Source organism: Kitasatospora xanthocidica (genome assembly GCF_014656195.1).
In the GTDB taxonomy this organism is placed as follows: domain Bacteria; phylum Actinomycetota; class Actinomycetes; order Streptomycetales; family Streptomycetaceae; genus Kitasatospora; species Kitasatospora xanthocidica.
Window position 1 is genome coordinate 174,072 of sequence record NZ_BNBY01000013.1, and the last position, 25,348, is coordinate 199,419.

Below are 25,348 nucleotides of genomic sequence, written 5' to 3' on the forward strand. Positions count from 1 at the left end.
GGGCCGGCACGGGAGGAGGGCTGGGGTGTCCGCATGGGGCCCGGTCCGGGCGGATGACGGATGAGGAGGGGGCTGCTGCGGGGCCGGCATCCGTGGCGGGTGGAGGAGGGCTGGTGGCCTGTCGCGGCTGGTGTCTGTCGGGGCTTGTGGTGCGGGCTGAGGGGGTGTCCGTCCTGTGGACCTCCTCTGCCCGGCTCGGGGTCGGGCTGAGGGACGGTGAGATGTGGTGATTCGTTGCCGTCCGCCGTCCGCCGTCCGCCGTCCGCCGTCCGCCGGCGCCTCAGGCGACCGTGGGCGGAGTCAGGGGTGGCGGTCGGCGATGGCGTCGCCGATGAGGGCGGCGAGTTCGAGGTAGCCGGTGCGGGTTCGGGGGCGGAGGGTGGCGGGGTCGGCCGGGGTGTGGGGCGGGAGGAGGACGGCGCCGCGGCAGCGGGCGCGGAAGTGGGGGAGGAGGTCGCGGGCGGCGAGGGGGTGGTCGGTGGGCGGGGCGGGGGTGAAGACGGTGGCCGCGCCGTGGACCAGGCCGTGGTGGCCGAGGGCGGTGAGGTGGGCGAGGAGGGCGTCGGCGTTGCGGGCGCCGGTGGGGGTGGCGGGTTCGCAGAGGACGAGCTGGTCGGCGAGTCCGACGGCGGGCGGTCGCAGGTCCACGGGTGAGGTGGTGGTGTCGGTGAGGATGACGGGGTAGTGGCCGCTGAGTTCGGTGAGGGTGCCGGGGAAGGAGGCGGGGTCCGGTGGTACGGCGTGCACGACGAGCCGGCCGCCGGTGCCGTGCCCCGCCGCCGGGGGCGGGCTGCCGGGGAGGAGGACGAGGACCTGGTCGGCGCGGTGTTCGGCGAGGAGGGCGCCGAGGACGGTGGTGAGGCCTTCGGCGGGGCTGCCGAGGACGGCGATCCGGTGGCAGGCGCGCAGCGGTACCCGGATGCGGTCGAGGAGGTGCCGGTGCCGTGTCCCGCCGCCGGGGAGGGGCAGCCGGCGGGCGTGCAAGGTGGTGGTGCGGGGGACGGTGGGCGCGCGGTGGACGGGCGGTGGCCAGGCCACCGGGGCGGGGGCGGCCGGTGCGGGGTGTGCCTCGGGGAGGCCGGGGCCGCGGGTGAACAGCTGCCGTTCGGGGGCGGGGATCAGGACGGTGCCGAGTGGGTCGAGGGCGGGGCGGGGCCGTAGTTCGACGGGTTCGGGCCAGGCGGCGGGGGAGTAGTCGGGGGCGGCCGGGGTGCCGGTGTTCGTGCCGGTGCCCGTGCCGGGGGTGCCGTCGGTGAACGCCATCGCCTGACCTCCCGGTCCGTGCCGGGTCGGACCGGCGCCTCCGGTCGTCCCGTACAGCCGGGACTACGGTCGAAGGAGTCGTTCCGGTTCACCTGAACCGCCGGTGGTGGTGGGCCCGTTGAGCTGGGCAGGGCGCACCGGGCGCCCCTCGTCGTACCGGGAGGCCGGGCCGCGCGGCCGCCGGTACGGCCGGGCCGCGCCAATTCCCCTGCTCGACCGGCTACCGCTCGGTACCGTCGTCCGGTGGCACCCGGCGCCCGTCGGGTGCCATCGAGGTCGAACGAGCGTGAGTCCCGGGATCGGGACGGGGGAGGGGCACCGGATGGATGCGGACGGGCCGGAGGCGCGCGACTTCGTCGCGGCCCTGGTGCGGGCGGGCGCGCCGATCGTGGCGGGTCCGGCCGGGCTGGGGGTGCCGGAGGCGGCGGCGGACGAGGTGATCGCGGTCGCCCGGCGGCTGGCGCTGCGGGCGGTGCCGGACGGGCGGTGGCGGCCGGGTTCGGCGCCGTCGGGGCTGCTGGGGGTGGCGGCGGCGCTGGTGGTGGACGAGCATCCGTCGGTGTCGGGGTGGTCGGCGGCGGAGCGGGGGCGGCTGGCGACGTGGGTCGCGCTGCTGATCGAGCACCGGGGTGAGGACGGGGTGCAGGAGTTGGTCGCGGCGCTCAACGGCGGCTGAGCACGGGCGGTGGGGGCACCCGGGCGGGGCCGTCAGGGCCGTCCGGGCAGGCGCTCACGCGGCATCCGGGAGCGGTCCGGGTGCCGTGAGCGGGGGCGTTGGCGGATCGTTGGTGAGGACTTGGCGGGCTCCGGCAGTGTGCTGTCGTAGCCGCCGCCGGGGAGGTCCGGCCGGTGGTCAGCGGCGCCCTGCCCGTGCCGTGCCCCTGCCCGACCTGAGAGGTAGCGCGTGTCGAAGCCGTCCGTCGCCCAGTCCACGCCCGTCGCCGAGCCCGAGGGCCCGTCGGACGCGGTGGGGGCCGCCACCGCCCCGGCCCGTCCCGCCCGTCCGACCCTCGACCCGGACACACTCGCCGAGATCCACCGGCTGCACGGCGGCTACCTGCTGCGCGCGCTGCTGCGGGCCACCGGCGGGGACCGGGGCAAGGCCGAGGACATCCTGCAGGAGACCCTGCTGCGCGCCTGGCAGCACCCGGAGGCGCTGAGCGCCGGGCCGGAGCAGAGCCGGCCGTGGCTGTTCACGGTGGCCCGGCGGATCGCGATCGACCACTACCGGATGGCGTCCGCGCGCGCCAAGGAGGTGATCGGGGAGCCGCTGGAGGACCGGCCGCTGGCCGAGGACCCGTACGAGACGGTGGTGGTCGCCCGGGACATATCGCTGGCGCTGCGGCGGGTGCAGAAGCACCACCGGGAGGTGCTGGTGGAGCTCCACCTGAAGGACCGGTCGGTGCTGGAGGCCTCGGCCCGGCTGGGGGTGCCGCCGGGGACGGTCAAGTCCCGCAACTTCTACGCGATCCGGGCGCTGCGCCCGGTGCTGGCGGCGGAGCACGGGTACGCGCCGGTCAAGCGGGGGGCGGCCGCGGAGAGCGGCGCCGCCCAGGTGGCCGGATAGCGGCTCCGGGCCCGGTTCACTCGTGGGCTCGGCTGACCGCCCGCCCCGCCCCGCTCAGTGCCCCGCCCCCCAGTCGCCCGAGCGGAGGTTGAGCGACTCCTCCAGGCCGGCGGTGAACTCGCTCCGGTAGCCGGCCTGCCGGTCGTGGCTTCGGAAGCGGTCGAGCGCGGTGCGCAGCCGGGCGCCGACCTCCGGTTCCCGGCCGCGGGCCAGCAGGTGGGCGGCGTAGGACTGCTCGGTGAGCGCGTGCAGGTAGAGCAGGCCCGCCTCCTCGCACGCGGCGAGGAGGCGGTGCCAGGCGAGGTCGGCGGTGTCGTCGCGGACGGTCGGCGGGAGGGCCTGCGCCTCGGTCAGCAGTGACCAGAGGTGGACCTGGGTGACGGGTGCGGGCGGCAGCAGTTCGCGGGCTTCGCGGGAGTGGCGCTGGGCGCCGTCCCGGTCGCCGGCCGCCAGGCTGACCCAGCCCTGGTGGACCTTGGCGTCGACGAGCCGCTGCCGGTTGCCGGAGGTCAGGGCGAGGGAGGTGGCGGCGGCGGCCAGCCGTTCGGCCTCGGTGGAGTCGCCGAGCATCGCGGTGACCAGGGCGAGGGTGGCGAGCGCGCGGACGCGCGCGGACGCGGCCCGGGGCCCGTCCTCGGTGTCGGTGGCGGCGACCGCCTTTCGTGCCGCATCGGCCGACTCGTGCCGCCGTTCGAGCGCGACGAGGGCCTGGGCCCGGCAGTTGTGCAGCAGCGCGACCGCGGTCGGGTCGCCGCACCGTTCGGCGGCCTCCTGGCCGGCCCGGGCGCGGGCGAGCCAGTCGGTGAAGCGGCTGGCGCCGTAGTAGAGCGAGCCGCTGGTGAGGGCGAGCCGCCAGGCGCGTTCGGGGTCGGTGGCGGCGGTGGCGTCGACGAGTGCGCGGACGGTGGGTTCCTCGGCGCGGAACCAGTCGAGGGCGGTGCGGATGTCGACGGCGGGCGGGAGGGCCTGCGGGGGGTGGGCCGGGGGGTCGGAGCCCTCCTGGCCGGGGTCGAGGTAGAAGCCGCAGTGCTGCAGGGCCGCGAGGTAGTAGTCGGCGAGGCGTTCGTGGAGCAGCCGCCGCCGTGCTTCGGGTTGTTCGGCGAGCAGCCCGGCGCTGTAGAGGCGGACCAGTTCGGTGCGGCCGTAGCGGCCGGGGGCGGTGCCGGTGAGCAGGTGGTGGGCGGCGAGTTCGCCGAGTGCCCGGTGGGCGGTGGCGCTGTCGGTGCGCAGCAGGGCGGCGCTCGCCAGGGTGTCCACCTCGCCGCCGGGGTGGACGGCCAGGGAGGTGAGCAGTTCGGCTGCGGATGCGGAGAGTTGACGGTACGTCAGATGAAGGTGCGGGGTGAGTCCGAGGGTGCCGTCGGCGTCCAGGACGGCCAGCCGGGTGTGCTCGTCGGAGAGTTCGTCGGCCAGCTCGGCGAGCGTCCAGTCGGGCTGGGCGGCGAGGCGGGCGGCGGCGATCCGCAGGGCGAGCGGCAGCCGGTCGCAGAGGCGGGCGAGGCGGGCGGCGGCCTCCGGTTCGGCGCGTACGCGTTCGGGGGTGAGGGCGCGTTCCAGGAGGAGCAGGGCGTCCTCCTCGGGCAGGGCGGTCAGGCGCAGCAGGGCGGCCCCGTCCAGTGCGACCAGGTCCTCGAGCGAGCCCCGGCTGGTGACGACTGCGGCGCAGCCGGGCCCCTCGGGCAGCAGGTCGGCGACCTGGTCGGCGTCGGCGGCGTCGTCCAGGAAGACCAACAGCCGTCGGCCCCTGGTGTGTTCGCGGTAGAGCGCGGCGCGTGCGGGGCGGTCGGCGGGGATGGTGCCGGCGGGCACGCCGAGCGCGTGCAGGAAGTCGGCGAGGACGGCCTCGGGCCGGGCCGGGCCGGTCGGGGCGAGGCCGTGCAGGTCGGCGTGGAGCCGGCCGTCGGGGAAGCGGACGGCGGCCCGGTGCGCCCAGGCGGTGACCAGCGTGCTCTTGCCGACCCCGGCGGGGCCGACCACCAGGACGGGGCCGTCGCCGGGCCGGTCGGGGCCGCAGTCCTGGTCGAGCCGGTCAAGTTCGGCCTGCCGTCCGACGAAGTCCACGGGCCGGCGGGGGAGTTGTTCGGGGACCCGGGCGGCGGGCCCGGGCCCGGGCGCGGGCGGAGCAGCGGGCAGCTGCTCCGGGCGGTCGTCGGCCAGCACCTCGGCGAGCGCCGCCCGCAGGGCCGTCCCGGGCCGGATCCCGAGCTCCTCGTCCAGCCGCTGCCGGGCCTGGTGGTAGGCGGCGAGGGCGTCGGCGGGGCGCCCGGCCTGGCGCAGGCAGCGCATCAGCAGCGCCACCAACTCCTCGCGCAGCCCGTCCGTCCGCACGTACTGCTCCAGGACGGCGACGGCGGCCGCTCCGGTGCCCCCGCGCAGCCGCAGGGTGGCCCAGCAGAGCAGGGCGGCGGTGCGGGACTGGGCCAGGCTGTCCACCGCGGCGGTGCGCAGCGGGGTGTCCGGCAGGTCGGCCAGGGCCTCGCCGCGCCACAGCCGCAGCGCCTCCTCCAGCAGTGCGGTGGCCTCGGCGTCGGCGCCGGGGTCGTCCCGCCGGGCGTGCCCGGCGGCCCGGGCGGTCAGGGCTTCGAAGCGCAGCGCGTCCACCTCGTCGGACGGCCCGGTCAGCAGGTAGCCCGAGGCCCGGGTGTGCAGTTCGAACGGGGTGTCGGAGAGCACCTTGCGCAGCGCGGCGACGTGCCCCTGGACGGCGGCCCGCGCGCTGGCGGGCGGGCACTCGTCCCACAGCACCTCGCAGAGCCGGTCCACGGTGACCACGCGTCCGAGCTCCAGCGCCAGCAGCGCCAGGATCGCCCGCCGCTGCGCCCCAGCCAGCGTGTCGAAGCCGTCCGCCCCGACCCGCAACTCCACCGGGCCGAGCAGCCGAATCCGCACCGAGTACCCCCACCATCGCCGCACACCACACCCGGGGTGGCCCCCGGGGTGGAGCAGTGTAATGCGCGAACCTGTCCTGACCGCGCCGGCTCGTCGCCCCTGCCCTGGGAGGACGTGGCGGGGGCGCCCGGAGGTTGCGTGGGCGGTCTCGGGCCCTCGGCGGGGCGGACGGCGGGAGGGGGCCCGGTCCTTCGTGTCGGACCCTGCGGATACCGTGCGGCCATGGTGGAAGCGCGGGACGTGGGCCCCGGTGCCCGGGTCGAGCTGCCGTCGTGGCGGGTGAGGTGGCCGTGGGACGGGCCCGCCGCCGGGCTGCCGGTGCCGGCCCCGGAGCCCGGGTCGCGAGCCGGTGCCAGGCCCGTCCGGTCGGCACACCGGGCCGGGCCGGCGGCGTTCGACCGTTCCGCGCGAGCGTGAACGGCCAGGTCGGGCCTATCCTCGGACGGGATTCCGCGGGTGGGGGAGGAGAGGGGCGCGTGCACATCGATCTGCTCGGTCCGGTGGTGGTGCGGCGGGAGGACGGGGCGGCGGTGACGCCGTCGGCCCCCAAACGGAGGGCGCTGCTGAGCGCGCTCGCCGTACGGCTGAACCAGACGGTGGCCACCGAGGAGCTGATCGAGCTGGTCTGGGACGGCGCGGCGCCGCCCACCGCGCGGGCCGCGTTGCAGGGGCACGTCGCCGCGCTGCGCCAACTGCTGGACGGGCCGGGCCTGGTGCTGGACACCCGGGGCGCCGGGTACGTGCTGGCGGGCGAGCCCGAGCGGGTCGACGTGCAGCGCTTCGCCCGGCTGTGCGAGGAGGCCGGTGTGCTGCTGCCCGGGCCCGCGGTCCCGGGGGAGGCGGCCCCGGGCGGCCCGGCGCTGCCGCTGCTGCGCGCCGCGCTGGACCTGTGGCGCGGTCCGGCGCTGGCGGACTGCGGCTCCGCCCTGCTGCGCGAGCGGGCCGTCCCGCAGTTGACCGACCTGCGGCTGCGCGCCCTGGAGGAGCTCGCCGAGGGGCTCCTGGGGGCGGGCCGCGGCGGCGAGTCGGCCGCCGAACTGGCGGCGGCGGCCGACGCCCACCCGTCCCGGCAGACGCTGACCGCCCGGCTGGTCCGCTGCCTGGAGCAGTCGGGGCGGCACGCGGAGGCGCGGGAGCGGTACGAGCGCGCGGTGGCCCGGCTCTCCGGCCCGCCCGGGCCGGAACTGCGGCGCGCCGGCGAGCGGTTCGCGGCCCGGGCGGCAGCCCCCGACCGCAGGTTCGTGGGCCGCGAGGCCGAACTCGACCGGCTGGACGCGGCCCTGCCCGCCGCGCGGGCCGGCCGCCCGGTCCTGGTCACCGGCCCGGCCGGGGCCGGCAAGACGGCCCTGGTCCGGCACTGGGCGGCGCAGCGCGGCGCCGGGCACTTCCCGGACGGGCTGCTCCGCGCCGACCTGCGCGGCTTCGACCCGGACGGGCCGCGCGAACCCGCCGACGTCCTGGGCGAGTTCCTGATCGCCCTCGGGGTCGCCCCGGACGCCCTGCCCGTCTCGACCGCCGACCGCTCCCGCCGCTACCGCGACCTCCTCGCCGGCCGGCGGATGGCGGTCCTGCTGGACGACGCGGCCTCCTACGAGCAGCTCCTCCCGCTGCTGCCCGACCCGCCGGCGGCGGATCCCGCGGGCGGGGAGGCGGCCGGGCCGGTCGCGGTCGTCACCAGCCGCAGCCGGCTGCGCCACCTGCTGGTCCGCGCGGGCGGGGTCCCGCTCCCGCTGGGCGGGCTGACCGGAGAGGAGGCCGCCGCGCTGCTCGCCCGCACCCTCGGCCCGGACCGGACGGAGGACGACCCGGACGCCGTCGCCGCGCTCGCCGAGGCCTGCGACCTCCTGCCGCTCGCCCTGCGGCTGGCCGCGGCCCGGCTGGCCGCCCGGCCGGACTGGTCCCCGGGCGACCTCACCCGCGAACTCGCCGACGAGGAGACCGGGTTGGCCGTCCTCTCCGGTGCCTTCTCCGGTACCGCCGCCGGCAACAGCACCGGCAGCGGTCGCGGCCCGGTCGGCCTCACCACCGCCCTGGACCGGACGTACCGGACGCTGCCGCCCGCCGCCGCCCGGCTGTTCACCCTGCTCGGCCTGCACCCCGGCGCGGTGATCGACACCGACACCGCCGCCGCCCTCGCCGACCTCCCGCCCGCCGCCACCCGCACCCTGCTGACCGCGCTGGACGCCGTCCACCTGCTGGAGGAGACGGCCCCCGGCCGCTACGCCCGGCGCGAGCTGGTACGCCGCTACGCCGCCCGGAAGGCCGCCGAACTCACCTGCGACGAACGGTTCGTCGCCCTCGACCGGCTGATCGCCCACTACCTGGACGTCACCGCCGGCTGGACGGCCGCCTGCGCGGCGGGCGACGGCGGCAGCGAGCGGGCGGCGGCCTGGTTCCGCCGCGAGGAGAGCGCCCTGCGGGCCGTCGTGGTCTGTGCCGAGCAGTACGGCCGGACCGCCGCCTGCTGGCAACTCGCCCACCGGACGGCCCTGTTGTACGAGGCCACCGGCCACGACCGGACCCACTGGCGGGCCGTCGTCGAGGCCGGGCTGAGCGCCGCCCACGCGGACGGGGACGAGTCGGCCGTCGCCCGGCTCGGCACCGACCTCGCCGTCCTGCACGTCGCCCGCGCCGCCCACCGCACCGCCGCCGAGCACCTGGACCGCGCTGTCGCCGCGGCCGACCGGGCCGGCGACGTGGCGCTGCGCCACCACTGCCGCGACCGGGTGGCCGCCGCACTGCTGCGGGCCGGCCGGTACGAGCGGGCCCTGCCCATGCTCACCGACCTGGTGACCGCCGCCCGCACCCCGGCCACCGACCACCTGCTGGTGCACTCGCTCACCGGCCTGGCCGACGCCCTGGTCCTGGCCGGTGCCCCCGGTCCGGCCCTCACCCACGCCGACGAGGCGGTCCGGGCCGCCACCGCCCGTACCGGCGGCGCCGATGCTGTTCTCGCCACCCACAGCCGCGCCCGCGCCCTGCACGCCCTGGGCCGCCGCGACGCGGCGCTCTCCTCGGCCCGGCTCGCCGTCGCCCTCGGCCGTACCGTCGGCGACCCCGGGCTGGAGGCGCGTTCGCACGGCCTGCTCGCGGACCTGCTGTGCGAGCTGGGCCGCGGGGTCGAGGGCGCGGAGGCCCGGCGCCGGGCCGAGGCGCTGGCGGCCGACGGCGGCTGATGTCCGGCTGACCGACCGCCCGACCGGCTTCCCGCCCGCCCGTGGTCCGGACCGTACGCCGGAACCGGGGTCGTACGACGGAACCCCCGGCCGTGCCGGAAACCCGGGTGAACCGCGCCCCGCCGTCGAGCCGTTGACCAGAGAGCGGAACCGCAGGCGGAAGTATCGGCAGTTCCGGGAAGTGGAACCGCCTTCGCCGTCGGACCGCCGAGACCCGGCCGGCCCGTCCGAGCAGGGATGGGACGTCGACGAAGGACCGATGACGGGGAGTTCCGCCACCGGGGCATACTTCTGCCTGGTGCCGCCTGCCGGACACGCGTCCAGGCAGAAGCGCGACAGGCAGAAGCGCCACAGGCGGAAGCGCGTCAGGCAGAAGTGCGGAAGTGGCAGGACCGAGTGAGTGGGGGCGGGCATGGCGGCTGAGGCCGGTGGGGCAGGCGCGGACACGGGCGAGTTCAGCCGCCTGCTGGCCGGGTACCGGGTGGCGGCCGGGCTGACCCAGGAGGAGCTCGCCGCGGCCGCCGGGGTGAGCCTGCGCGCCCTCGGGGACATGGAGCGCGGCCGCACCCGCGGGCCGCAGCGGCGCACCGTACGGGCGCTCGCCGTCGCCCTGGGGCTGGACGGGGAGCAGGCGGAGGTGCTGGACCGGGCGGCGCAGTGCGGGCGCCCGCGCGGCGTCCGGCCCGGTCCGGCGCAGGTCGTGGCCCAGTCCGCGCCCCGGGATCCGGCCCCCGGAGTGCCGCCGGTCGCCGCGGGCCAGAGCGCGCTCGCCCTGCCCCGCGACATCGCCGACTTCACCGCCCGCGAGGGCGCGCTGGCGGTGCTGGCCGGCCTGGCCGCGGAGGACCGGCCCGCCCACCCGCGGGTGGTGCTGGTCAGCGGTCAGCCCGGCCTCGGCAAGACGGCCTTCGCGTTGCACGCGGCCCACGCGCTGGCCGAGCGCTTCCCGGACGGCCAGCTCTCGCTCGGCCTCGGCGCCATGTCCGGCCAGCCGCTGTCCGCCCGGGACGCGCTCGGCCAGGTGCTGCGCGCCCTGGGTGTCGCGGACGCCGCGGTGCCCGCCGGGACGGAGGAGCGGGCCGGCCTCTACCGGGCGCTGGTGCGCGAGCGGAGGCTGGTCCTGGTGCTGGACGACGCCGCGGACGAGAGCCAGGTGCGTCCGCTGCTGCCGGGCTCCGGACCGGCCGTGACCATCGTGACCAGCCGCAACGCCCTGCCCGGCCTGGAGTCGGTGCACCGGCTGAGCCTGGACGTGCTCGCCCCGGCCGAGGCGGCCGGACTGCTGGCCAGGATCGCCGGGCGGGAGCGGATCGAGGCCGCGCCCGACGCCACCGCCGAACTGGCCGCGCTCTGCGGCTACCTGCCGCTCGCGCTGCGGATCGCCGGACAGCGGCTGGTGGCCCGGCCGCAGCAGCCGGTCGCCCACCTGGTGCGCCAGCTGGCCGCCGAGGAGAACCGCCTGGACCTGCTGGAGACCGGTGACCTGGCGGTCCGCCCGGCCTTCGAACTGTCCTACCGGCGGCTGCCCGCCGAGTCCCAACTGGTGCTCCGCCGCTGCGCGTTGACCGCCGGGCCGGACTTCACCGCGGTGGTCGCCGCCGCCTACGCGGGCCGCTCGGCGGCCCGGACCGAACTGGTGCTGGAGCAGCTGGTGGACGCCGGACTGGTGCAGCCCGCCACCCCGGACCGCTACCGGCTGCACGACCTGGTGCGGCTCTACGCGGGCGAGCGGCTGGCGGTCGACGAGTCGGCCCAGGAGCTGGCCGAGGCCCGCACCCGGGCCGGGCGCTGGATCCTCGACCGGGCCGCCGCCTACGGGCTGCGGTTCGACCCGGACCACGCCAAGGACGACACCGGGCCGACCGGTTCCGCGCCCGCCCACCTCACCGAGGCGGCGCACTGGCTGGAGTACGAGCACCCGGAGTGGCTGGCCGCCCTGCACCACGCCCAGCGGGCCGGCCGGTACCGGGAGGTGATCGACACCGCCGAGGCCATGCACTGGTTCTCCGACCGGCTGCTGAGCTGGGGGATCTGGGCGGAGGTGTTCCAGCTCTCGGTGGACGCCGCCCGCGCGCTGGGCGACCGGCGGGCCGAGGCGGTGCACGTCAACTACCTGGCCTGGACCTACGTCACCTGTCTGCACCGCTACCAGCGCGGCATCGAACTGGCCTCCCAGGGGCTGGAGTTGGCGCAGGAGCTGGGCGACCGGGAGCAGCAGGGCTGGGCGCTCACCTACCTCGCCTCCGGGCTCCGTTACCTGCGGCGGCACCGCGAGGCGACCGACGCCTTCCACCGGGCCGCGGACGCCTTCGCCGAGCTCGACAGCCGCGCCGCGCTGATCGGCCGGCTGGTCACCCTGCGCGGCGCCGCCAACTGCCTGCGCGAGTCCGGCCGGGCCGAGGAGGCCGTGGACACCCGGCGGCGGGCACTGGCCGGCGCGCTGGAGCTGGTGGAGCGCTGGTCCGCACCGCTGATGAACCTGCTGGCGGCCATGACCGCGCACGAACTGGGCCTGGACCGGGCGGCGTTGAAGCGCTGGCCGGCCGCCGAGAAGGCCTACCGGCAGGCCCTGGTGCACTACGAGGCGGTCGGCCGGCCGGACAGCATGACCAAGACCCTGACCGAGCTCGGCACCGCGCTGATCGAACAGGGCCGCGCCGAGGAGGCCCGCGAACTGCTCACCGAGGCGCTGACCGACCTGAGCGCGGACGGCCCCCGGGCGGGGCTGCCGCGGCCCTGAGTCGAGGCCGGAGGCGGTCCTGCCGCCGACGCGAACGCCCGCCCCCCCGGCCGGGGAGCGGGCGTTCGGTCGTCAGTGCCGCCGGATCAGATCCGGGTGTCCTCCACCACCGGCACCTGGTTCGCCGGGACGGCACGCGGGGCGTCGCCGTTCGGGGCGACGTTGCTCGGCGCGAAGCGCGTCTTCGGCGCGACCGCGGGCTTCGCGCCGCAGAAGGCCGGCTCCAGCGTGTTCATCAGGCCCTGCGTCACCGCGCCGTTGTTGGAGGCGTTGGCGAAGACCACCACGCTGCGCCGCCCGTCCGGCGTCGCGAAGGACTGGGTCTGGAAGCCCTGCACGATGCCGCCGTGGCCGTACACGTCCCCGCAGGTGAGGGAGATGCGGCGCAGCCCCAGGCCGTACGAGACCTTGGCGGTGGGCGTCGGCAGGGCGGCGGTCATCTGCCGCAGCGAGTCGTCGGTGACCAGGCCGCCCTCGCCGCCGGCCATCAGCGCGCCGAGGAAGCGGTCGAGGTCCTCGGCGTCGGAGATGACGGCACCGGCGGACCACACCCAGGAGCCGTTCTGCCGGGTGGAGTCCAGCAGCGGCTTGCTGCGGTCGTCGTTGGTCAGGTACCCGGTGACGTGGGCGCCCTGGATCTCCTGGTCGGGCACCACGAAGGTGGTCTTGCGCAGGCCGAGCGGCTGGAGGATCCGCTCGTTCAGCACCTCGGCGTACGGCTGGCCGGTGAGGTGCTCGACCGCGAGGCCCAGCAGCACGAAGTCGGTGTTGGAGTACGAGTAGCGGCTGCCGGGGGTGTACTGCACGCCGTGCTTGACGGACATCGCCGCCAGCGCGCTCGGGTCGTACACCGTGCTGCGGATCCGCGCCTCGAACGCGCTGGTGGTCTCCTCGCCGGCCTGCTCCAGCAGGTCGTTGGTGTGGTCGAAGATCCCGGCGCGGTGCTCCATGACCTGGCGGCCCGTCATGGCCCAGCCCTCGGGCAGGGTGCCCGCGGGCAGGTAGTCGCGCAGCGGCTTGTCGAGGTCGATGCGGCCTTCCTGTGCCAGCTGCATCACGAGAACGGCGGTGAACATCTTGCTGTTGCTGCCGACCCGGAACCTCCACGAGGAGTTCATCGGGGTCCCGTCCAGGTCGGCCAGGCCGACCGCCACCGAGCGGCTCTCCTCCTTGTCGCCGTGGTCGCGGATCACCGCGAAGGCGCCCGGGGCGCCGGCCTTGGTGGTGGCCTGGAGGGCGGCGCGCACACCGGTGAGGTCGGAGGCCGGCGCGTCGGCGGCGCCGCGGTCGGCGGCCGCGGCGTGCGCGGCACCGGTCGCCATCAGGACGGCACCGGCGGCGGCCACGGCCAGGGGACGCAGAAGGCTGGTCTTCGCCATGTTCCTCGGTTCTCTCGTCAGCTGACGCGGCGTCGGGCCGCGCCGTTCGACGATCACTATCACCGGCCGGGCGACCGAAAGGCAATGTGAACCGGTTCGCCCGCATGGTCCGTTGTGTGCGCCGGCCGACGGGCCGCACCGTTCGTTTCCCGCTCCGGGGCCAAGGTTTCACCTGCTGTCGTCTACCCGCGTCAAGGGCCGCGCCCCATGCTGTTCGGGCGCTCCCGGCGCGTCCGGTGCCCTCTCCGCACCGGCCCCCTGCCCCGCTTCCTGCTCCGCCGGATCCCCTCGGCAGCTCTCCCTCATCGGGCCGCTCCTCACCCAAGGAATTGTCATGACTTCGTCCACGAAGGCCCTGAAGCCCCGCTCCCGCCGCACCGCCACCGCGATCGGCTCCGCCGTCGCCCTGGTCGCCGCCTCCGCCGGCCTGTGGGCCGCGACCGCCACGACCGCGCAGGCGGCCGCGCTGCCCACGCCCGACCACATCGTCGTCGTGGTGATGGAGAACCACGCCTACACCCAGGTCATCGGCAGCAGCAGCGCCCCGTACATCAACAACACCCTCAAGGCGGGCGGCGCCAACCTCACCCAGTCCTTCGGCATCACCCACCCGAGCGAGCCGAACTACTACGCGCTGTTCTCCGGCTCCACCCAGGGCCGCGTCGACGACAGCTGTGTGACCGTCGGCGGTTTCCAGAGCGCCAACCTGGCCTCCGAGGTCATCGCCGCCGGCAAGACCTGGGCCAGCTACAACGAGTCCCTGCCCAGCCAGGGCAGCACCGTGTGCAGCAGCGGCAACTACGCCCAGAAGCACAACCCGTGGTTCGGCTTCGGCAACGTCCCGCTCAGCTCGGCCAAGACCTTCGCGCAGTTCCCCACCGACTTCACCACCCTGCCGAACGTCTCCTTCGTCGTGCCGAACCTCTGCAGCGACATGCACGACTGCTCGGTCGCCACCGGCGACACCTGGATCAAGAACAACCTCGGCGCCTACGCGACCTGGGCCCAGACCCACAACAGCATCCTGGTCGTCACCTTCGACGAGGACAACAAGCTGTCCGGCAACCGGATCCCGACCGTGGTCTACGGCGCCCACGTCACCCCGGGCAGCAGCTCCGCCACCACCTACAACCACTACAACGTGCTGCGCACCCTGGAGGACCTGTCGGGCGCCAGCGGCCACGCGGGCAACGCGGCCACCGCGAGCGACATCACCGGCATCTGGAACTGAGCCGCGGTGATCAGGGCTTGACCTGAGCCCGAGCCCGGACCGGTGGCCGCTCGGTCACCGGCTCGGGCTCGGGCCCGGACAGCGGCCCGCGTGCGGTGGCCTGCCGTACGCCGTGCCGCCGTACCCCGGGCACCGCCGCCGTGCCCGCGCAGACCAGCGTGACCAGCACCGCCGCCGTCAGCAGCGGCACCCGGCTGCCCCAGGCGTCGGCGGCGAGCGGCGCCAGCACGTACCCGAGCGGGGCGGCGCCCAGCGAGAGCAGCCAGTCGTACGAGGTGACCCGGGCCAGCGACCCGGCCGGGAAGTCCTGCTGGACCACCGTCTCCCACACCGGGTTGAGGAAGCCGAGCCCGGCCATCGCCACCGCCTGTGCCGCCACCGCGACGGCCACCGGGGCCGGGCCGGCGAGCGCGAGCAGCGGCAGCCCGTACAGCGCGAGCGCGAGGTTCCCGGCCAGCACCGGGCGGCGGGGGCGGACCTTCCCGGCGATCAGCGAGCCGACCAGCAGGCCCACCGCCCCGGCCTGGGTGAGCGCCACCCAGGCGCCGTCGCCGCCGAGCCGGGTGGCGGCGATCAGCGGGCCGAGGGTGAGCAGGACGGCGGAGGCGCCGTTCCACACGCCGTGGGCGATCAGGCTGGTCCAGTACCAGTCCCGGGAGCGCACCTCGCGCCAGCCGTCGGCGAGGTCCCGGCGCAGCGAGCGTCCGCCGTCGGGGGTGCGGTCGGTGCGGTCAGTGTGACCCGCGTGATCGGTGCGGTCGGTGCGGTCGATGGCGGGCCGGGGGAGCCGGGCGAGCAGCACGGCGCTCAGTACGAAGGAGGCGCCGTCCAGCAGGAAGGCCCAGCCGGGCCCGGCCGTGTAGACCAGCACCCCGGCGAGCGCCGGGCCGCCGAGACGGGCGGCGCCGGTCGCGGTGCCGAGCAGCGCGTTGGCCCGCAGCCGCAGTTCGCCCCGGACGGTGGCCGCGACCAGCGGCGAGGCGGTGGGCATGGCGAAGGCGGAGGCGACGCCGCCGACGGCCGAGGCGAGCGCGATGTGGGACAGGCTCGGACGGTCGCCGAGCAGTTCCAGGCCGACGAACAGCTGGGCGACGGCCCGGACCAGGTCGGTGGTGAGCGCGACCAGGCGCGGGTCGAAGCGGTCCCCGGCCACTCCGCCGAACGGCAGCAGGAGCAGCCTGGGCACCATCGCGCAGCCCAGTACCAGGGCGAGGGCGGCGGAGGAGCCGGTGGCCCGGGTGACGGCGATGGCGAGGGCGGCGGGGACGACGGCGTCACCGAGGGTGGAGATCGTCCGGCCGAGGAAGAGCAGGCGGAAGCCGGGCAGGCGCAAGGGGTGGTTGATCACGCGGCGCACTGTATTTCGGTGCCGAAATTTTGGCAACGAATATTTCGGCGCCGTTGCTTCGTGGGGGTACCGTCTCCCCGGGTTTGTAGACTCCTGCCATGGCCGACCACCCCCACCAGCACCGCACCCCGCCCCGCGACTGGACGGACGGCCACGTCGAGCGCTGGCAACCGGTGCTGCCCGACCTCGACCCGGACATCGAGGCCGCCGTCACCCGGATGTCCAAACTCACCCGGCACTTCCGTCGGGTCCGCGAACAGGGCGTCGCCGACTACGGCCTGCAGAAGCACGAGTTCGACACCCTCCACGAGCTCGCCGGCCGCGGCGGCCACGCCGCCCCCTCCGACCTGCGCGCCGACCTCAACCTCGCCCCGGCGTCCGTCACCGGGCGCCTGGAGGCCCTGGAACGGCGGGGCTTCATCGTGCGCACACCCTCCACGGCGGACCGCCGCAAGGTCGACATCGTGCTCACGGACGCCGGGCGCGCCGCATGGCAGCAGGCCCTCGACGTGGTCGGACGGGAGGAGCACCGGCTGCTGGGAGTGCTGTCCGAGGACGAGCGCCGCACACTGTCGGACCTGCTGCGGAAGGTGATGCTGGCCCAGGAGGCGGCGGAGGACGGCCGGTCGGACTGACCGCCGTCGGGTGGGCCGGGTCGAGGGCGAGTTCGGCACGGGCGGCCCCGGCGGGTGGCCGGGCCGGGGTCGACCGGGCGGGTCCGGCCCTGGTATCGATAGGGCCGTGCGATTCGAACTTGTGCCGATGCCGGACGGTGTGGGGGCGCGGCCCCGGGACGGGCGGGGGTACCCCGTGCCGGCGATCACGCCGTGGCACGGGGGCGAGCCGCAGTTCGCGCTGACGGACCACGGGCGCAGCGCCGACTGCGCGCTGCGGCGCCGGTGTTCGGTGTGCGGCGGGTTCATGGCGCGCGGGCCGGTGTGGCGGGTCGTCGGGCCCGCCGAGAGCGCGGCGATCGCCGAGGCGCTCGCGGCCGGCCGGCCGTACCGCAACCTCGCCCCGACCATGGAGGGCCCCGGGCACCGCGCCTGCATGCTCTACGCGTCGATGGTCTGCCCCTACCTGGCCCGCCCGAACGCCCGCCGGCGGGCCACCGCCGAGGACCCGGCCGACGAGCTGACCTCGGCCGCCGTCCGCGGCGCGGCGCGCGGCGGGCTGGGCGCGGTGGTCGGGTTCGGCGACTACGAGTACGCCGTCACCGACACCCGGGTGCTGTTCCGCTTCCTCGACCTGGTCGAGTTCCTGCCGCACGAGTCGGCCGACGAGCACCTGGCCGAGCTGCGCGCCGAGTTGGCGAAGCCCGGCCAGGGCCGGTAGGCGGGACCGGTGGTGCCTACTGCCGGTGGTGCTTACGGCCGGTGGTGCTTACGGCCGGTAGGCGGGCAGGCCCTTGATGGTGGAGACCTGGGTCGGCGCGGCGGAGCCGTCCGCGGGCAGGGTGCTGATGCCGTCCGGGGTGCGGGCCGCGACGGTCCTGCCGTCCGGGGACCAGGCGGGTTCGGTGAAGTCGGTGGTGGCCGAGGGGGTGAGGTCCTTCTCGGTCTTCTGGTCCCACGCCGTGGAGCGGGTGAACAGGTGGTCGTGCCCGTTCACCGAGCGGACGAAGACGAGGTGCTCGCCGTCGGGGGAGAGCGCCGGCTGGGAGCCCTTGGCCAGCTCGCGGGCCGCGGGCCGGATGTAGTCGTCGTAGATGTACACCTCGTTCGCCGGGGTGTTGGCGTACGCGATCGCGCCGCGGTGACCGCCCGCGTTGGCCCAGGTGTTGCCGGTCTGCGGCGGCTGCGGCAGGTTGTCGTTGCCGCCCTCGGAGTTGTGCGGGGTGAGCTCCTCGGGCGTGGCGCCGGGGGTCTTGGTGGGGACCCGCTCCAGCTTCAGCACGCCGCCCTTGGTAGCGGCGAAGACGATCGTGTTGAAGCGTTCGAGCCCCTCGGTGCCCGAGGTGTCGCCGGGCTCCCGGGTGGCGTGCAGCCAGGTGGGGTGGGACCAGGTCTCCCCGCCGGGGTTCTTGGCCAGGGTGACCTTCCCGGTGCCGTCCGGGTTGGCCGTCACCAGGTCGCCGTTGCCGTTGACGAACGCGGCCTTCTTGCCGTCGGGGGACCACGCGAGGTCGCGTACGGCGGTGCCGAAGTCGACGGTGGCGCCGTTGATCGCGACGGTCTGGGTGCCGGTGCTGATGGTGAGGTGGTTGGCGGCGGAGGTGCCGTTGACCTCCTTGCCACCCGGCGCGGGGCTGCCCGCCTGGGACGGGGTGCCGGGCTGGGACGGCGCGCCGGGCGCGGACGTCCCCGGCGTCGAGCCCGGGGCGGACGTCCCCGCCGTCGAGCCGGGGGCGGTGCCGGTCGGGGCCGCGGTGGCCCCGGAGCCGCTGGTGTCCGGGCCGCAGGCGGAGAGCAGGACCGCGCCGACGGTGGTCATCAGGGCGATCGCGGCGGCGGTGCCGAATCTGTTGCGCACGGACATTCCAGGGTCCCCCTCAGGTGCTGTTCGCCTTCGAGAAGGAAGCGTCCCAGCGCCAGGTCTATGACCGGTTCGTGCCGTGTCACAGACGTGGAACAGTGCGGGCCGGTTCCTCGGCACGGCGTCAGCGGCCCTGCGGGCGGCGGCTCCAGGGGCCTCCGGGACGTCCGGTGCCTTCGGGGGCGCGGGCCGTCAGAGGCCGAGCCGGGTGAGGCCCGGGTGGTCGTCGGGGCGGCGGCCGAGCGGCCAGTGGAAGAGCCGCTCCTCGGCGGTGATCGGCACGTCGTTGATGGAGGCGTGCCGACGGGCCATCAGGCCGTCCGGCGCGAACTCCCAGTTCTCGTTGCCGTAGGAGCGGAACCACCGGCCGGCCTCGTCGTGCCACTCGTAGGCGAAGCGGACCGCGATGCGGTCGCCGTCGTGCGTCCAGAGCTCCTTGATCAGCCGGTACTCCAGCTCGCGGTCCCACTTGCGGGCGAGGAACTCGGCGATCCGCTCGCGGCCGGTGAGGAACTCGGAGCGGTTGCGCCAGCGGCTGTCGGGTGTGTAGGCGAGCGCGACGCGCCGCGGGTCTCGGGTGTTCCAGGCGTCCTCGGCGGCCCGGACCTTCTGCCGGGCGGTCTCCTCGGTGAACGGGGGCAGGGGCGGGCGCTGTCCGTCGTGCTGTGCGGCCATGGGTGAACTCCTCGAGAACGGGTATTCCACCAGTGAGAACGATCGTTCTCACTTCAGTGGCTACGATAGGAGAACTATCGTTCTCGCGCAAAGGGCACGGCAGATGGAGCACGAAGACCCGCGGACCCGGATCCTCGACGCGGCCGAGGAGCTGTTCTACGGGCAGGGCATCCAGGCGGTCGGCATGGACGCCGTCCGGGCCGCCTCCGGCATGACGATGCGCCGCCTCTACCAGCACTTCCCGTCCAAGAACGACCTGGTCGAGGCCTACCTGCTGCGCCGCGACGGCCGCTGGCGGGCGAGCCTCGCGGTGCACGTCTCCCGGGCCGGCGGCACGCCGCGGGAGCAACTGCTCTCGGTCTTCGACTGGCTCGGCCTCTGGTTCGCCGAACCCGGCTTCCGCGGCTGCGCGTTCGTCAACTCCTTCGGTGAACTGGGCGCCACCACGCCCGTCGTCGCGGCCGCCGCGCGGCACCACAAGGAGGAGTTCGGCGGCTACCTCGCGGGCCTGGCCGAGGCCGCGGGCGCCCCGCCCGCCACCGCCGCCCACCTGACCCTGCTGGCCGAGGGCGCCATCACCACCGCCGCCCTCCACGGCGACCCGACGGCCGCCGCCGACGCCAAGGAGGCCGCCCGCCTGCTGCTGGACGCCGCGCTGGCGGGTTAGCCCTCGGCGGTCTCCCTCCCGGGGCGGGCGACGGCCGGGGGCACGCACGCCCGCCCAAAGGGCCCGCCGGGCCGGCGGACGGCCGAACCGGCCCCTCGGTCGGTCGTCGCCGAACCGGTCGTGCCGGTGGTACGGTCCTGCCGTCTGGCGGCCGTCGGCCCCGGCCACCGCCGGGCCCGGACCGCGAGCTCCCTGCACCGCCGCGCCGGGTCGCCGCACGCGAGCCCCGCGCCCCTCCGTCCGCGCACACCGCGGCACGGGCGCCCGAGCGAGGCGCGCCCCGCACCCGGAGGACTCCACCGACCCCGACCAGCACGGAGCCCCGACCCATGACCACACCCGGCACCCTGGCCACCGTCACCCCGCTACGACCACCGCGCCTGGTGGCCACCGACCTCGACGGGACGATCGTGCGCGGCGACCGCACCGTCTCCGCCCGCACCGTCGCCGCCCTCGCCCGGGTCGAACGGGCCGGCGGACACGTCGTCCTGGTCACCGGCCGCCCCCCGCGCCTGATGGGAGAGATAGCCGCCGCCTTCGGGCACCGGGGCGTGGCGATCTGCTCCAACGGCGCCTTCGCCTACGACATGCGCACCCGCACCGTGGTCGCCGAGCGCCCGATCCCGGTCGACGTGCTCGGCGAGACCGCCCGGCTGCTGCGCGAGGTCGCCCCCGGCATCGGACTGGCCGTCGAGTACGCCCAGGAACTGGCCGGCGACGCCCACTACGAGGCGGGCGACTGGGACGCCGACACCACCGTGCGACGCCTGGACGACGCCGTCCTGTTCGCCCGCCCGGCCCCCAAGCTGCTCGGCCGCCACCCGGAACTCTCCGCCGACGACCTGCTGGAGCTGGTGCGCCCGGCGATCGGCGAGCTGGTCACCGTCACGCACTCCAACGGGGTGCGGCTGGTCGAGGCCGTCGCCCGGGGCGTGAGCAAGGCCGCCGCGCTCGGCGAGCTGGCGCAGCGGTACGGAATCCCCCGGGAGCGGGCGATCGCCTTCGGCGACATGCCCAACGACCTGCCGATGATGGCCTGGGCCGGCACCTCCTACGGCGTCGCCAACGCCCACCCCGAGGTCCTCGCCAGCGTGGACCACGTCATCGCCAGCAACGACGAGGACGGCGTCGCGGCCGTCCTGGAGGGCCTCTTCCCGGAGGGCTGAGCACGCCCGCCCCCGCCGTCGCCCGTCGTGGGCGCTCGATTCCGGCTCCAGGGAACGTTTATCGGCCATTGATCGCGACCGCCTAGGGTCGGACACATGGACGAGAGAGCGGCCGAGCGGCCGGGGGCAGTGCCCGAGGGGCGGATGACGGAGCAGGACGCCGAGCGGTTCCGGCAGTTGCTGGCGAAGCTGGAGCACTCGCTGGTGGCGGACCGGGAGGCGGCGGGGCGCGATGCCTGAGCTCGTCGAGTGGCGCCCGGTGGCGGTGGTTCCGCTGTGGCGGCGCGGCGAGGCGCGGGAGTACCCGGACGTGGAGCGGCCCGGGGTGCTGCGGGGGCACCCCGGGCCGGTTCCGGTCGATCAGGAGGGGACGGTGGGCGCCGTGGCCGCCGACTGACGGAGGTTCAGCAGTCGCATCCGCAATCGCAGCCGTCGCACCCGTCACAGCAGCTGCAGCAGTCGCCGCACCCGTCGCAGCAGTTGCAGCAGTCACAGCAGTCCGGGCAGTCGCAGCAGTCGTGCCGCTCGCAGAAGCCCTTGCGGGGCTCGCGGCTGAACGGGTCGTTGTGGTCGCAGCAGAGCAGCTGGCACGTGCAGGCCATCAGGGCCCACACCGCGCAGCCGGCGAGCAGGTTGCGGGGGCGCGGCGGCTTCTGGCCGGGCGGGGTGAAGCCGGGGCCCTGCGGCATCCACGGCGGGACGGGCGCCCCGGGGTCCTGACCGGGCGGGGCCTGGTGGGGCGGTGCCTGGTGAGGGTGCTCGCCCGCGGCGCCGTGCCCGGTGCGGCAGCTCGCCGCGTGCCGGGCCCCGAAGACCCGGTCGACGGCGCGCTCGGTCTCGTGCGCCAGCAGGACGTGGACCAGGGCCCGGTCGGCCAGCTCGACCTCGCCCAGTGCGAGCCGGATGCCGTGGACGGCGTCGCGGCAGAGCCGTTCGGCCTCGGCGCGGTCGGTGCCGGTGGCGGTGAGCGGGTTCCAGGCGCCGGAGGCGGCGTCGGCGCTCTGGTCCTCGGCGGCGTCGAGGAGGTGGGCGAGCCGGCCGAACAGCCGCCCGGCCTCGGCGAGCGGGGCGGCGTTGCCGGGGCGGCCGGCGATCACGGCGGTGTGCGCGAAGGCGGCCGAGGTGGCGGTCTCGGTGGGTTCGGTGACCAGCAGGACGGATCCGCCGGGGCGCAGCGTGCGCTCCAGCTCGCCCTGCCGGGAGGCCGCGTCGAGCAGGACGGCGGTGTCGAAGCCGACGGTGGAGGCGGTGCCGGCGCTCTGCCGGTCCCAGCGCCGGGTGACCGCCCGGGCCCCGGCGGCGACCGGACGGCGGGCGAACACGCCGTCGCGGTCGTCGACGTGGTCGCGGATCTTCACCGAGGCGAGGGCGAGCGAGACGGCGGCGGCGAGCCGGGCGCCCTCGCCCTTGGCGACGGAGGCGGTCCGCATGCCGCGCAGCGGGCAGGGACCGGCGGTGCGGCGCCAGGAGGAGTCCTCCCGGGCGGCCTGGGCCTCGACCAGGACGGAGATGATCAGGCCGTCGTAGTTGGTGGCGGTCCGGGCGAGCTGGCCGTGGTCGTCGCGCAGCGCGAGGCAGAGCCCGCACAGGTGGGCCATCCAGGAGGTCTGCAGCCGTTCGGACAGCCGGTGCCTGCACGGTCTGATGATGCCGAACACGATCGTCCCCCTCGCCTTTCGGGCCGCTGACCGGCCACGATTCGCCGCACATCATATGATCCGCAGCACACCTGGGCCGACCCCTCGTCAAAGGCCGACCCCCGATGGCCAGGAGGCCCGCGAGCCGGAGGCCGGTTCCCCGGCGGGGGCGGCCGTGTCCGGCCTCGACCGTGTTCATCGGGGCCGCCGGGCGGTTCCCCGGCGCCGCCGGGAATCCGGGAGACGGGAATCCGGGAGAGTGGATCTCATATTCGGGATAGCATCGCGAATATGGGAATCGACACGGCCGCCGACGAACGGCTGGCACAGCGGCTCGCCGAGCTGAGGCTCGAACGCGGCTGGACCTTGGAGGAGTTGGCGCGGCTGGCGGACGTCAGCCGGTCGACGCTGTCACGGGTGGAGCGGGCCGAGGTCAGCCCGACCGCGGCGCTGCTCGGGCGGCTGTGCGCGGTGTACGGGCGGACGATGTCGCGGCTGCTCGCCGAGGTGGAGGCCGGCCCGGCGCGACTCGTGCGGGCCGGGGACCAGCAGGTGTGGCGGGACGGGACCACCGGGTTCGTGCGCCGGTCGGTCTCGCCGCCGCACGGCTCGCTGCGGGCGGAGGTGATCGAGGGGCGGCTGCCCGCCGGCGCCGACATCGCGTACGACCGCGCCTGCGTGCCCGGCCGGGAGCACCACCTCTGGCTGTTCGAGGGCCGGTTGGAGCTCACCACGGACGGCGAGGCGCAGTCGCTCGCCCCCGGCGACTGCCTGCGCTACGTGGCCGGGACCAGCCGGTTCCGCAGCCTGGGCCCCGGCGACGCCCGGTACGCGCTGGTGGTGGTCGAGCCGTGAGCGCGTCCGCCGGCCCGATAGCGGCCCCGGTCGCGAAGGAACGCTTCGACGCGGCCGGGCGCCGCGTCCTGCTGGTCTGCGTCGCGGGCGGCTTCACCACGCTGCTCGACCAGTCCGTGCTCAACACCTCCATCCCCGCCCTGCGCGAGACCCTGCACGCCCGGCCCGCCGACCTGCAGTGGATCGTCGCCGGGTACTCCCTGGCCTTCGGCCTTGCACTGATCCCCGGCGGGCGGCTCGGTGACGTCAAGGGCCGCAAGTGGTTCTTCGTCTCCGGCCTCGCCCTGTTCACCCTGGTCAGCCTGGTCTCCGCGACGGCCACCGACCCCGGGGTGCTGATCGCCGCCCGGCTGGTCCAGGGTGCGGGCGCCGGCCTGGTCAACTCCCAGATGATCGGCACCCTCCAGGACGTGTTCGACGGCCAGCTGCGGACCCGCGCCCTCGGCATGTACGCCGTGACCGGCGGACTCGCGTTCGCCCTCGGCCCGCCGATCGGCGGCGCGGTGCTCGCGGCGGCGGGCCCCGAGCACGGCTGGCGGCTGACCTTCCTGCTCAACGTCCCGTTCGGCCTGGCCACCGTCGTCCTCGCCGCCCGCCACCTGCCCAAGCCCCGCCCCAGCACAAGGCACGCCGATCTCGACCTGCTCGGCCTCCTCCTGGTCGGCGCGCTCACCCTCGTCCTGATGCTGCCCTTCGTGCAGCCGCCCGGCTGGACCGGCTGGCTGGCCTTCGCGGCCGCCGCCCTGTTCCTGCTCGGCGCGCTCGTCCGGTGGCAGCGCAGGTACGCCCGCACCGGCGGCCACCCGCTGATCCACCCCGCGCTCACCCGCTCCGCGCCGTACGCGCTCGGCACGGCCACCGCGATGGCCCAGTTCGGCTCCTCGCTGGCCGCCTCGCTCGTCCTCGCCATGTTCCTCCAGGACGGCCTCGGGCTGTCGCCGATGGGCGCCGCACTGGTCGCGCTGCCCTCAGCGGTCGCCATGGGCGTCGCCTCCGCGCTCGCCTGGCGGGTCGTCCAGCGCTTCGGCCGACGCACCGTCACCGTCGCCATGACCGGCTCCGCCCTCACCATGCTCGCCGGCGGGCTGATCGCCCACGCGGCATCCGCCGCCGCCCTGCCCTGGCTGCTCGCGTTCCTGCAGCTCCTCGGCGGCGCCGCGATCGGCCTGATGGGCTCCACCAACCAGGCCTTCGTGCTGCGCCACGCCCCCGCCGAGGCGGCCGGGGTGAGCGGGGCGATCCTGCAGATGGCGCAGCGGATCGCGGCGGCCGTCGCGGTCTCGGCGCTGTCCGGGGTCTACCTGCGGGAGACGGCCGGCGGCGGCGGGCACCGCTCCGCCTACCTCGCCGCGAGCACGGTCTGCGCAGCGGTGGCCGGCCTCGCCGCCCTGGCCTCGGTGTTCGCGGGCCGCGCCACCGCGCGGGAGCAGTCCGAGGAGCGGCCCGAGGACCGGCCGGGGCACCGGCCCGAGGAGCAGCACGGTGACCGGCCGGGGGAGCAGTCGGCCGCGCTCGGCCGAGGGCGAACAGCGGCCCGCTAGCGGGCCCCGGCCCGTACGGTGGTCGTCATGATCGACGTACGGACCGTGGACCTGCCCGAGGTGACGCTCGCCTACCGTGTGAGCGGGCCCGCCGACGGCCCGCCGCTGGTGCTGCTGCACGCCCTCGGCGAGCGCGCCTCCGACTGGGACGTGGTGCTGCCCGGGCTCGCCCCCGGCCACCGGGTGTACGCGCTCGACCTGCGCGGCCACGGCGACAGCGGCCGCCCGGGGGCGTACGGCCTGCCGGCGATGCGGGACGACGTGCTGGCCTTCCTCGACGCGCTCGGGCTGGACCGCGTCGACCTGATCGGCCACTCCCTGGGCGGCGCCGTCGCGTACCTCCTCGCCCAGGCCGCGCCCGAGCGGATCGACCGCCTGGTCCTGGAGGAGATCCCCGCGCTGTACCCGCGCCCGGCGAGCGCGGTGCCGGACGACCCCGACGAAGGCGTGCATTTCGACTGGGCGATGGTCAGGGCCGTCAAGGCGCAGCTGGACGACCCCGACCCGGCCTGGCGGGACGGGCTCGCCTCGATCACCGCGCGCACCCTGGCGGTCGCCGGCGGCCCGGCCAGCTACGTCCCGCAGGAGCGGATCGCCGAACTCGCCCGGCTGATCCCGGACTGCCGGCTCGTCACCGTCGAGGCCGGGCACCTGGTGCACGGTGCCCGGCCCGAGGAGTACGTCGCCGTGGTGGCGCCGTTCCTGTCCCTCTGACGTCCGCCGGCGCGTGCCGACTCGC

21 protein-coding genes are annotated in these 25,348 nt (G+C 76.1%); 14 read left to right on the forward strand and 7 right to left on the reverse strand.

Annotated features, from left to right (window positions below):
• Window positions 1-300: 300 nt before the first annotated feature.
• A complete protein-coding gene (locus IE332_RS23285) occupies window positions 301-1,263 on the reverse strand; it encodes a hypothetical protein (protein ID WP_189919697.1) in 963 nt (320 codons plus the stop codon).
• Window positions 1,264-1,585: 322 nt separating this feature from the next.
• Between IE332_RS23285 and IE332_RS23290 the strand changes: the two genes are divergently transcribed.
• Both IE332_RS23290 and IE332_RS23295 read left to right on the forward strand, forming a co-directional pair.
• Window positions 1,586-1,939: a hypothetical protein gene (locus tag IE332_RS23290; protein ID WP_189919699.1), complete on the forward strand. Its 354-nt coding sequence runs from the start codon at window positions 1,586-1,588 to the stop codon at window positions 1,937-1,939.
• Between the two features lie 228 nt (window positions 1,940-2,167).
• Entirely contained in the window at window positions 2,168-2,830 is a 663-nt protein-coding gene (locus IE332_RS23295) for a sigma-70 family RNA polymerase sigma factor (protein ID WP_189919701.1), read from the forward strand.
• 54 nt (window positions 2,831-2,884) lie between these two features.
• On the opposite strand, the gene IE332_RS23300 is transcribed toward IE332_RS23295, so the two are convergent.
• Window positions 2,885-5,719 (reverse strand): AfsR/SARP family transcriptional regulator, encoded by a 2,835-nt coding sequence (locus IE332_RS23300; protein ID WP_189919703.1) that lies wholly within the window; start codon window positions 5,717-5,719, stop codon window positions 2,885-2,887.
• A gap of 476 nt (window positions 5,720-6,195) precedes the next feature.
• Between IE332_RS23300 and IE332_RS23305 the strand changes: the two genes are divergently transcribed.
• A complete protein-coding gene (locus tag IE332_RS23305) occupies window positions 6,196-8,895 on the forward strand; it encodes an AfsR/SARP family transcriptional regulator (protein WP_189919705.1) in 2,700 nt (899 codons plus the stop codon).
• A gap of 412 nt (window positions 8,896-9,307) precedes the next feature.
• A complete protein-coding gene (locus tag IE332_RS23310; RefSeq protein ID WP_189919707.1) occupies window positions 9,308-11,635 on the forward strand; it encodes an ATP-binding protein in 2,328 nt (775 codons plus the stop codon).
• Window positions 11,636-11,721: 86 nt separating this feature from the next.
• On the opposite strand, the gene IE332_RS23315 is transcribed toward IE332_RS23310, so the two are convergent.
• Complete coding sequence (locus IE332_RS23315; protein ID WP_189919709.1) at window positions 11,722-13,014, reverse strand: serine hydrolase domain-containing protein; 1,293 nt, start codon at window positions 13,012-13,014, stop codon at window positions 11,722-11,724.
• 334 nt (window positions 13,015-13,348) lie between these two features.
• Here IE332_RS23315 and IE332_RS23320 point away from each other — a divergent pair, with 334 nt between their 5' ends.
• On the forward strand, window positions 13,349-14,245 hold the full coding sequence (locus IE332_RS23320; protein WP_189919711.1) for an alkaline phosphatase family protein: 897 nt from the start codon (window positions 13,349-13,351) through the stop codon (window positions 14,243-14,245).
• Between the two features lie 10 nt (window positions 14,246-14,255).
• On the opposite strand, the gene IE332_RS23325 is transcribed toward IE332_RS23320, so the two are convergent.
• Window positions 14,256-15,590: an MFS transporter gene (locus IE332_RS23325; RefSeq protein ID WP_189919781.1), complete on the reverse strand. Its 1,335-nt coding sequence runs from the start codon at window positions 15,588-15,590 to the stop codon at window positions 14,256-14,258.
• Window positions 15,591-15,691: 101 nt separating this feature from the next.
• Between IE332_RS23325 and IE332_RS23330 the strand changes: the two genes are divergently transcribed.
• Complete coding sequence (locus tag IE332_RS23330; RefSeq protein WP_189919713.1) at window positions 15,692-16,228, forward strand: MarR family winged helix-turn-helix transcriptional regulator; 537 nt, start codon at window positions 15,692-15,694, stop codon at window positions 16,226-16,228.
• 175 nt (window positions 16,229-16,403) lie between these two features.
• Window positions 16,404-16,928, forward strand: a complete 525-nt coding sequence (locus IE332_RS23335) for a hypothetical protein (RefSeq protein ID WP_229928845.1) — start codon at window positions 16,404-16,406, stop codon at window positions 16,926-16,928.
• A gap of 48 nt (window positions 16,929-16,976) precedes the next feature.
• On the opposite strand, the gene IE332_RS23340 is transcribed toward IE332_RS23335, so the two are convergent.
• Together IE332_RS23340 and IE332_RS23345 are read right to left on the reverse strand one after the other, a co-directional pair.
• Entirely contained in the window at window positions 16,977-18,065 is a 1,089-nt protein-coding gene (locus tag IE332_RS23340; protein ID WP_373313805.1) for a hypothetical protein, read from the reverse strand.
• 195 nt (window positions 18,066-18,260) lie between these two features.
• Window positions 18,261-18,743: a nuclear transport factor 2 family protein gene (locus IE332_RS23345; RefSeq protein WP_189919718.1), complete on the reverse strand. Its 483-nt coding sequence runs from the start codon at window positions 18,741-18,743 to the stop codon at window positions 18,261-18,263.
• 103 nt (window positions 18,744-18,846) lie between these two features.
• On the opposite strand from IE332_RS23345, the gene IE332_RS23350 reads away from it, so the two are divergent.
• From IE332_RS23350 to IE332_RS23365, 4 genes are all read left to right on the forward strand, one after another.
• Window positions 18,847-19,410, forward strand: a complete 564-nt coding sequence (locus tag IE332_RS23350) for a TetR/AcrR family transcriptional regulator (RefSeq protein WP_189919720.1) — start codon at window positions 18,847-18,849, stop codon at window positions 19,408-19,410.
• Window positions 19,411-19,739: 329 nt separating this feature from the next.
• Entirely contained in the window at window positions 19,740-20,576 is an 837-nt protein-coding gene (locus tag IE332_RS23355) for an HAD family hydrolase (RefSeq protein ID WP_189919723.1), read from the forward strand.
• Window positions 20,577-20,672: 96 nt separating this feature from the next.
• Window positions 20,673-20,816: a hypothetical protein gene (locus IE332_RS23360; RefSeq protein ID WP_189919725.1), complete on the forward strand. Its 144-nt coding sequence runs from the start codon at window positions 20,673-20,675 to the stop codon at window positions 20,814-20,816.
• Complete coding sequence (locus IE332_RS23365; protein ID WP_189919727.1) at window positions 20,809-20,973, forward strand: hypothetical protein; 165 nt, start codon at window positions 20,809-20,811, stop codon at window positions 20,971-20,973. The genes IE332_RS23360 and IE332_RS23365 overlap by 8 nt, the downstream gene beginning before the upstream one ends.
• Before the next feature lie 7 nt (window positions 20,974-20,980).
• Here IE332_RS23365 and IE332_RS23370 read toward each other — a convergent pair whose 3' ends face one another.
• A complete protein-coding gene (locus tag IE332_RS23370) occupies window positions 20,981-22,234 on the reverse strand; it encodes a DUF5685 family protein (RefSeq protein WP_189919729.1) in 1,254 nt (417 codons plus the stop codon).
• A 270-nt stretch (window positions 22,235-22,504) separates the two neighbouring features.
• Here IE332_RS23370 and IE332_RS23375 point away from each other — a divergent pair, with 270 nt between their 5' ends.
• Genes IE332_RS23375 through IE332_RS23385 form a run of 3 tightly spaced genes read left to right on the forward strand, consistent with a single transcriptional unit; the run spans window position 22,505 to window position 25,323 of the window.
• Window positions 22,505-23,068 (forward strand): helix-turn-helix domain-containing protein, encoded by a 564-nt coding sequence (locus IE332_RS23375; protein WP_189919731.1) that lies wholly within the window; start codon window positions 22,505-22,507, stop codon window positions 23,066-23,068.
• Window positions 23,065-24,609: an MFS transporter gene (locus IE332_RS23380; protein ID WP_229928846.1), complete on the forward strand. Its 1,545-nt coding sequence runs from the start codon at window positions 23,065-23,067 to the stop codon at window positions 24,607-24,609. The genes IE332_RS23375 and IE332_RS23380 overlap by 4 nt, the downstream gene beginning before the upstream one ends.
• Before the next feature lie 27 nt (window positions 24,610-24,636).
• Window positions 24,637-25,323 (forward strand): alpha/beta fold hydrolase, encoded by a 687-nt coding sequence (locus IE332_RS23385; protein WP_189919733.1) that lies wholly within the window; start codon window positions 24,637-24,639, stop codon window positions 25,321-25,323.
• The last annotated feature ends 25 nt before the right edge of the window (window positions 25,324-25,348 follow it).

Excerpts from the sequence above, each read along its gene's own strand:
- IE332_RS23375 (WP_189919731.1), top strand. The coding sequence starts at position 22,505 with ATGGGAATCGACACGGCCGCCGACGAACGGCTGGCACAGCGGCTCGCC.
- IE332_RS23310 (WP_189919707.1), top strand. The coding sequence starts at position 9,308 with ATGGCGGCTGAGGCCGGTGGGGCAGGCGCGGACACGGGCGAGTTCAGC.
- IE332_RS23330 (WP_189919713.1), top strand. The coding sequence starts at position 15,692 with ATGGCCGACCACCCCCACCAGCACCGCACCCCGCCCCGCGACTGGACG.
- IE332_RS23385 (WP_189919733.1), top strand. The coding sequence starts at position 24,637 with ATGATCGACGTACGGACCGTGGACCTGCCCGAGGTGACGCTCGCCTAC.
- IE332_RS23350 (WP_189919720.1), top strand. The coding sequence starts at position 18,847 with ATGGAGCACGAAGACCCGCGGACCCGGATCCTCGACGCGGCCGAGGAG.
- IE332_RS23315 (WP_189919709.1), bottom strand. The coding sequence starts at position 13,014 with ATGGCGAAGACCAGCCTTCTGCGTCCCCTGGCCGTGGCCGCCGCCGGT.
- IE332_RS23290 (WP_189919699.1), top strand. The coding sequence starts at position 1,586 with ATGGATGCGGACGGGCCGGAGGCGCGCGACTTCGTCGCGGCCCTGGTG.
- IE332_RS23345 (WP_189919718.1), bottom strand. The coding sequence starts at position 18,743 with ATGGCCGCACAGCACGACGGACAGCGCCCGCCCCTGCCCCCGTTCACC.
- IE332_RS23360 (WP_189919725.1), top strand. The coding sequence starts at position 20,673 with ATGGACGAGAGAGCGGCCGAGCGGCCGGGGGCAGTGCCCGAGGGGCGG.
- IE332_RS23355 (WP_189919723.1), top strand. The coding sequence starts at position 19,740 with ATGACCACACCCGGCACCCTGGCCACCGTCACCCCGCTACGACCACCG.
- IE332_RS23365 (WP_189919727.1), top strand. The coding sequence starts at position 20,809 with ATGCCTGAGCTCGTCGAGTGGCGCCCGGTGGCGGTGGTTCCGCTGTGG.
- IE332_RS23320 (WP_189919711.1), top strand. The coding sequence starts at position 13,349 with ATGACTTCGTCCACGAAGGCCCTGAAGCCCCGCTCCCGCCGCACCGCC.
- IE332_RS23285 (WP_189919697.1), bottom strand. The coding sequence starts at position 1,263 with ATGGCGTTCACCGACGGCACCCCCGGCACGGGCACCGGCACGAACACC.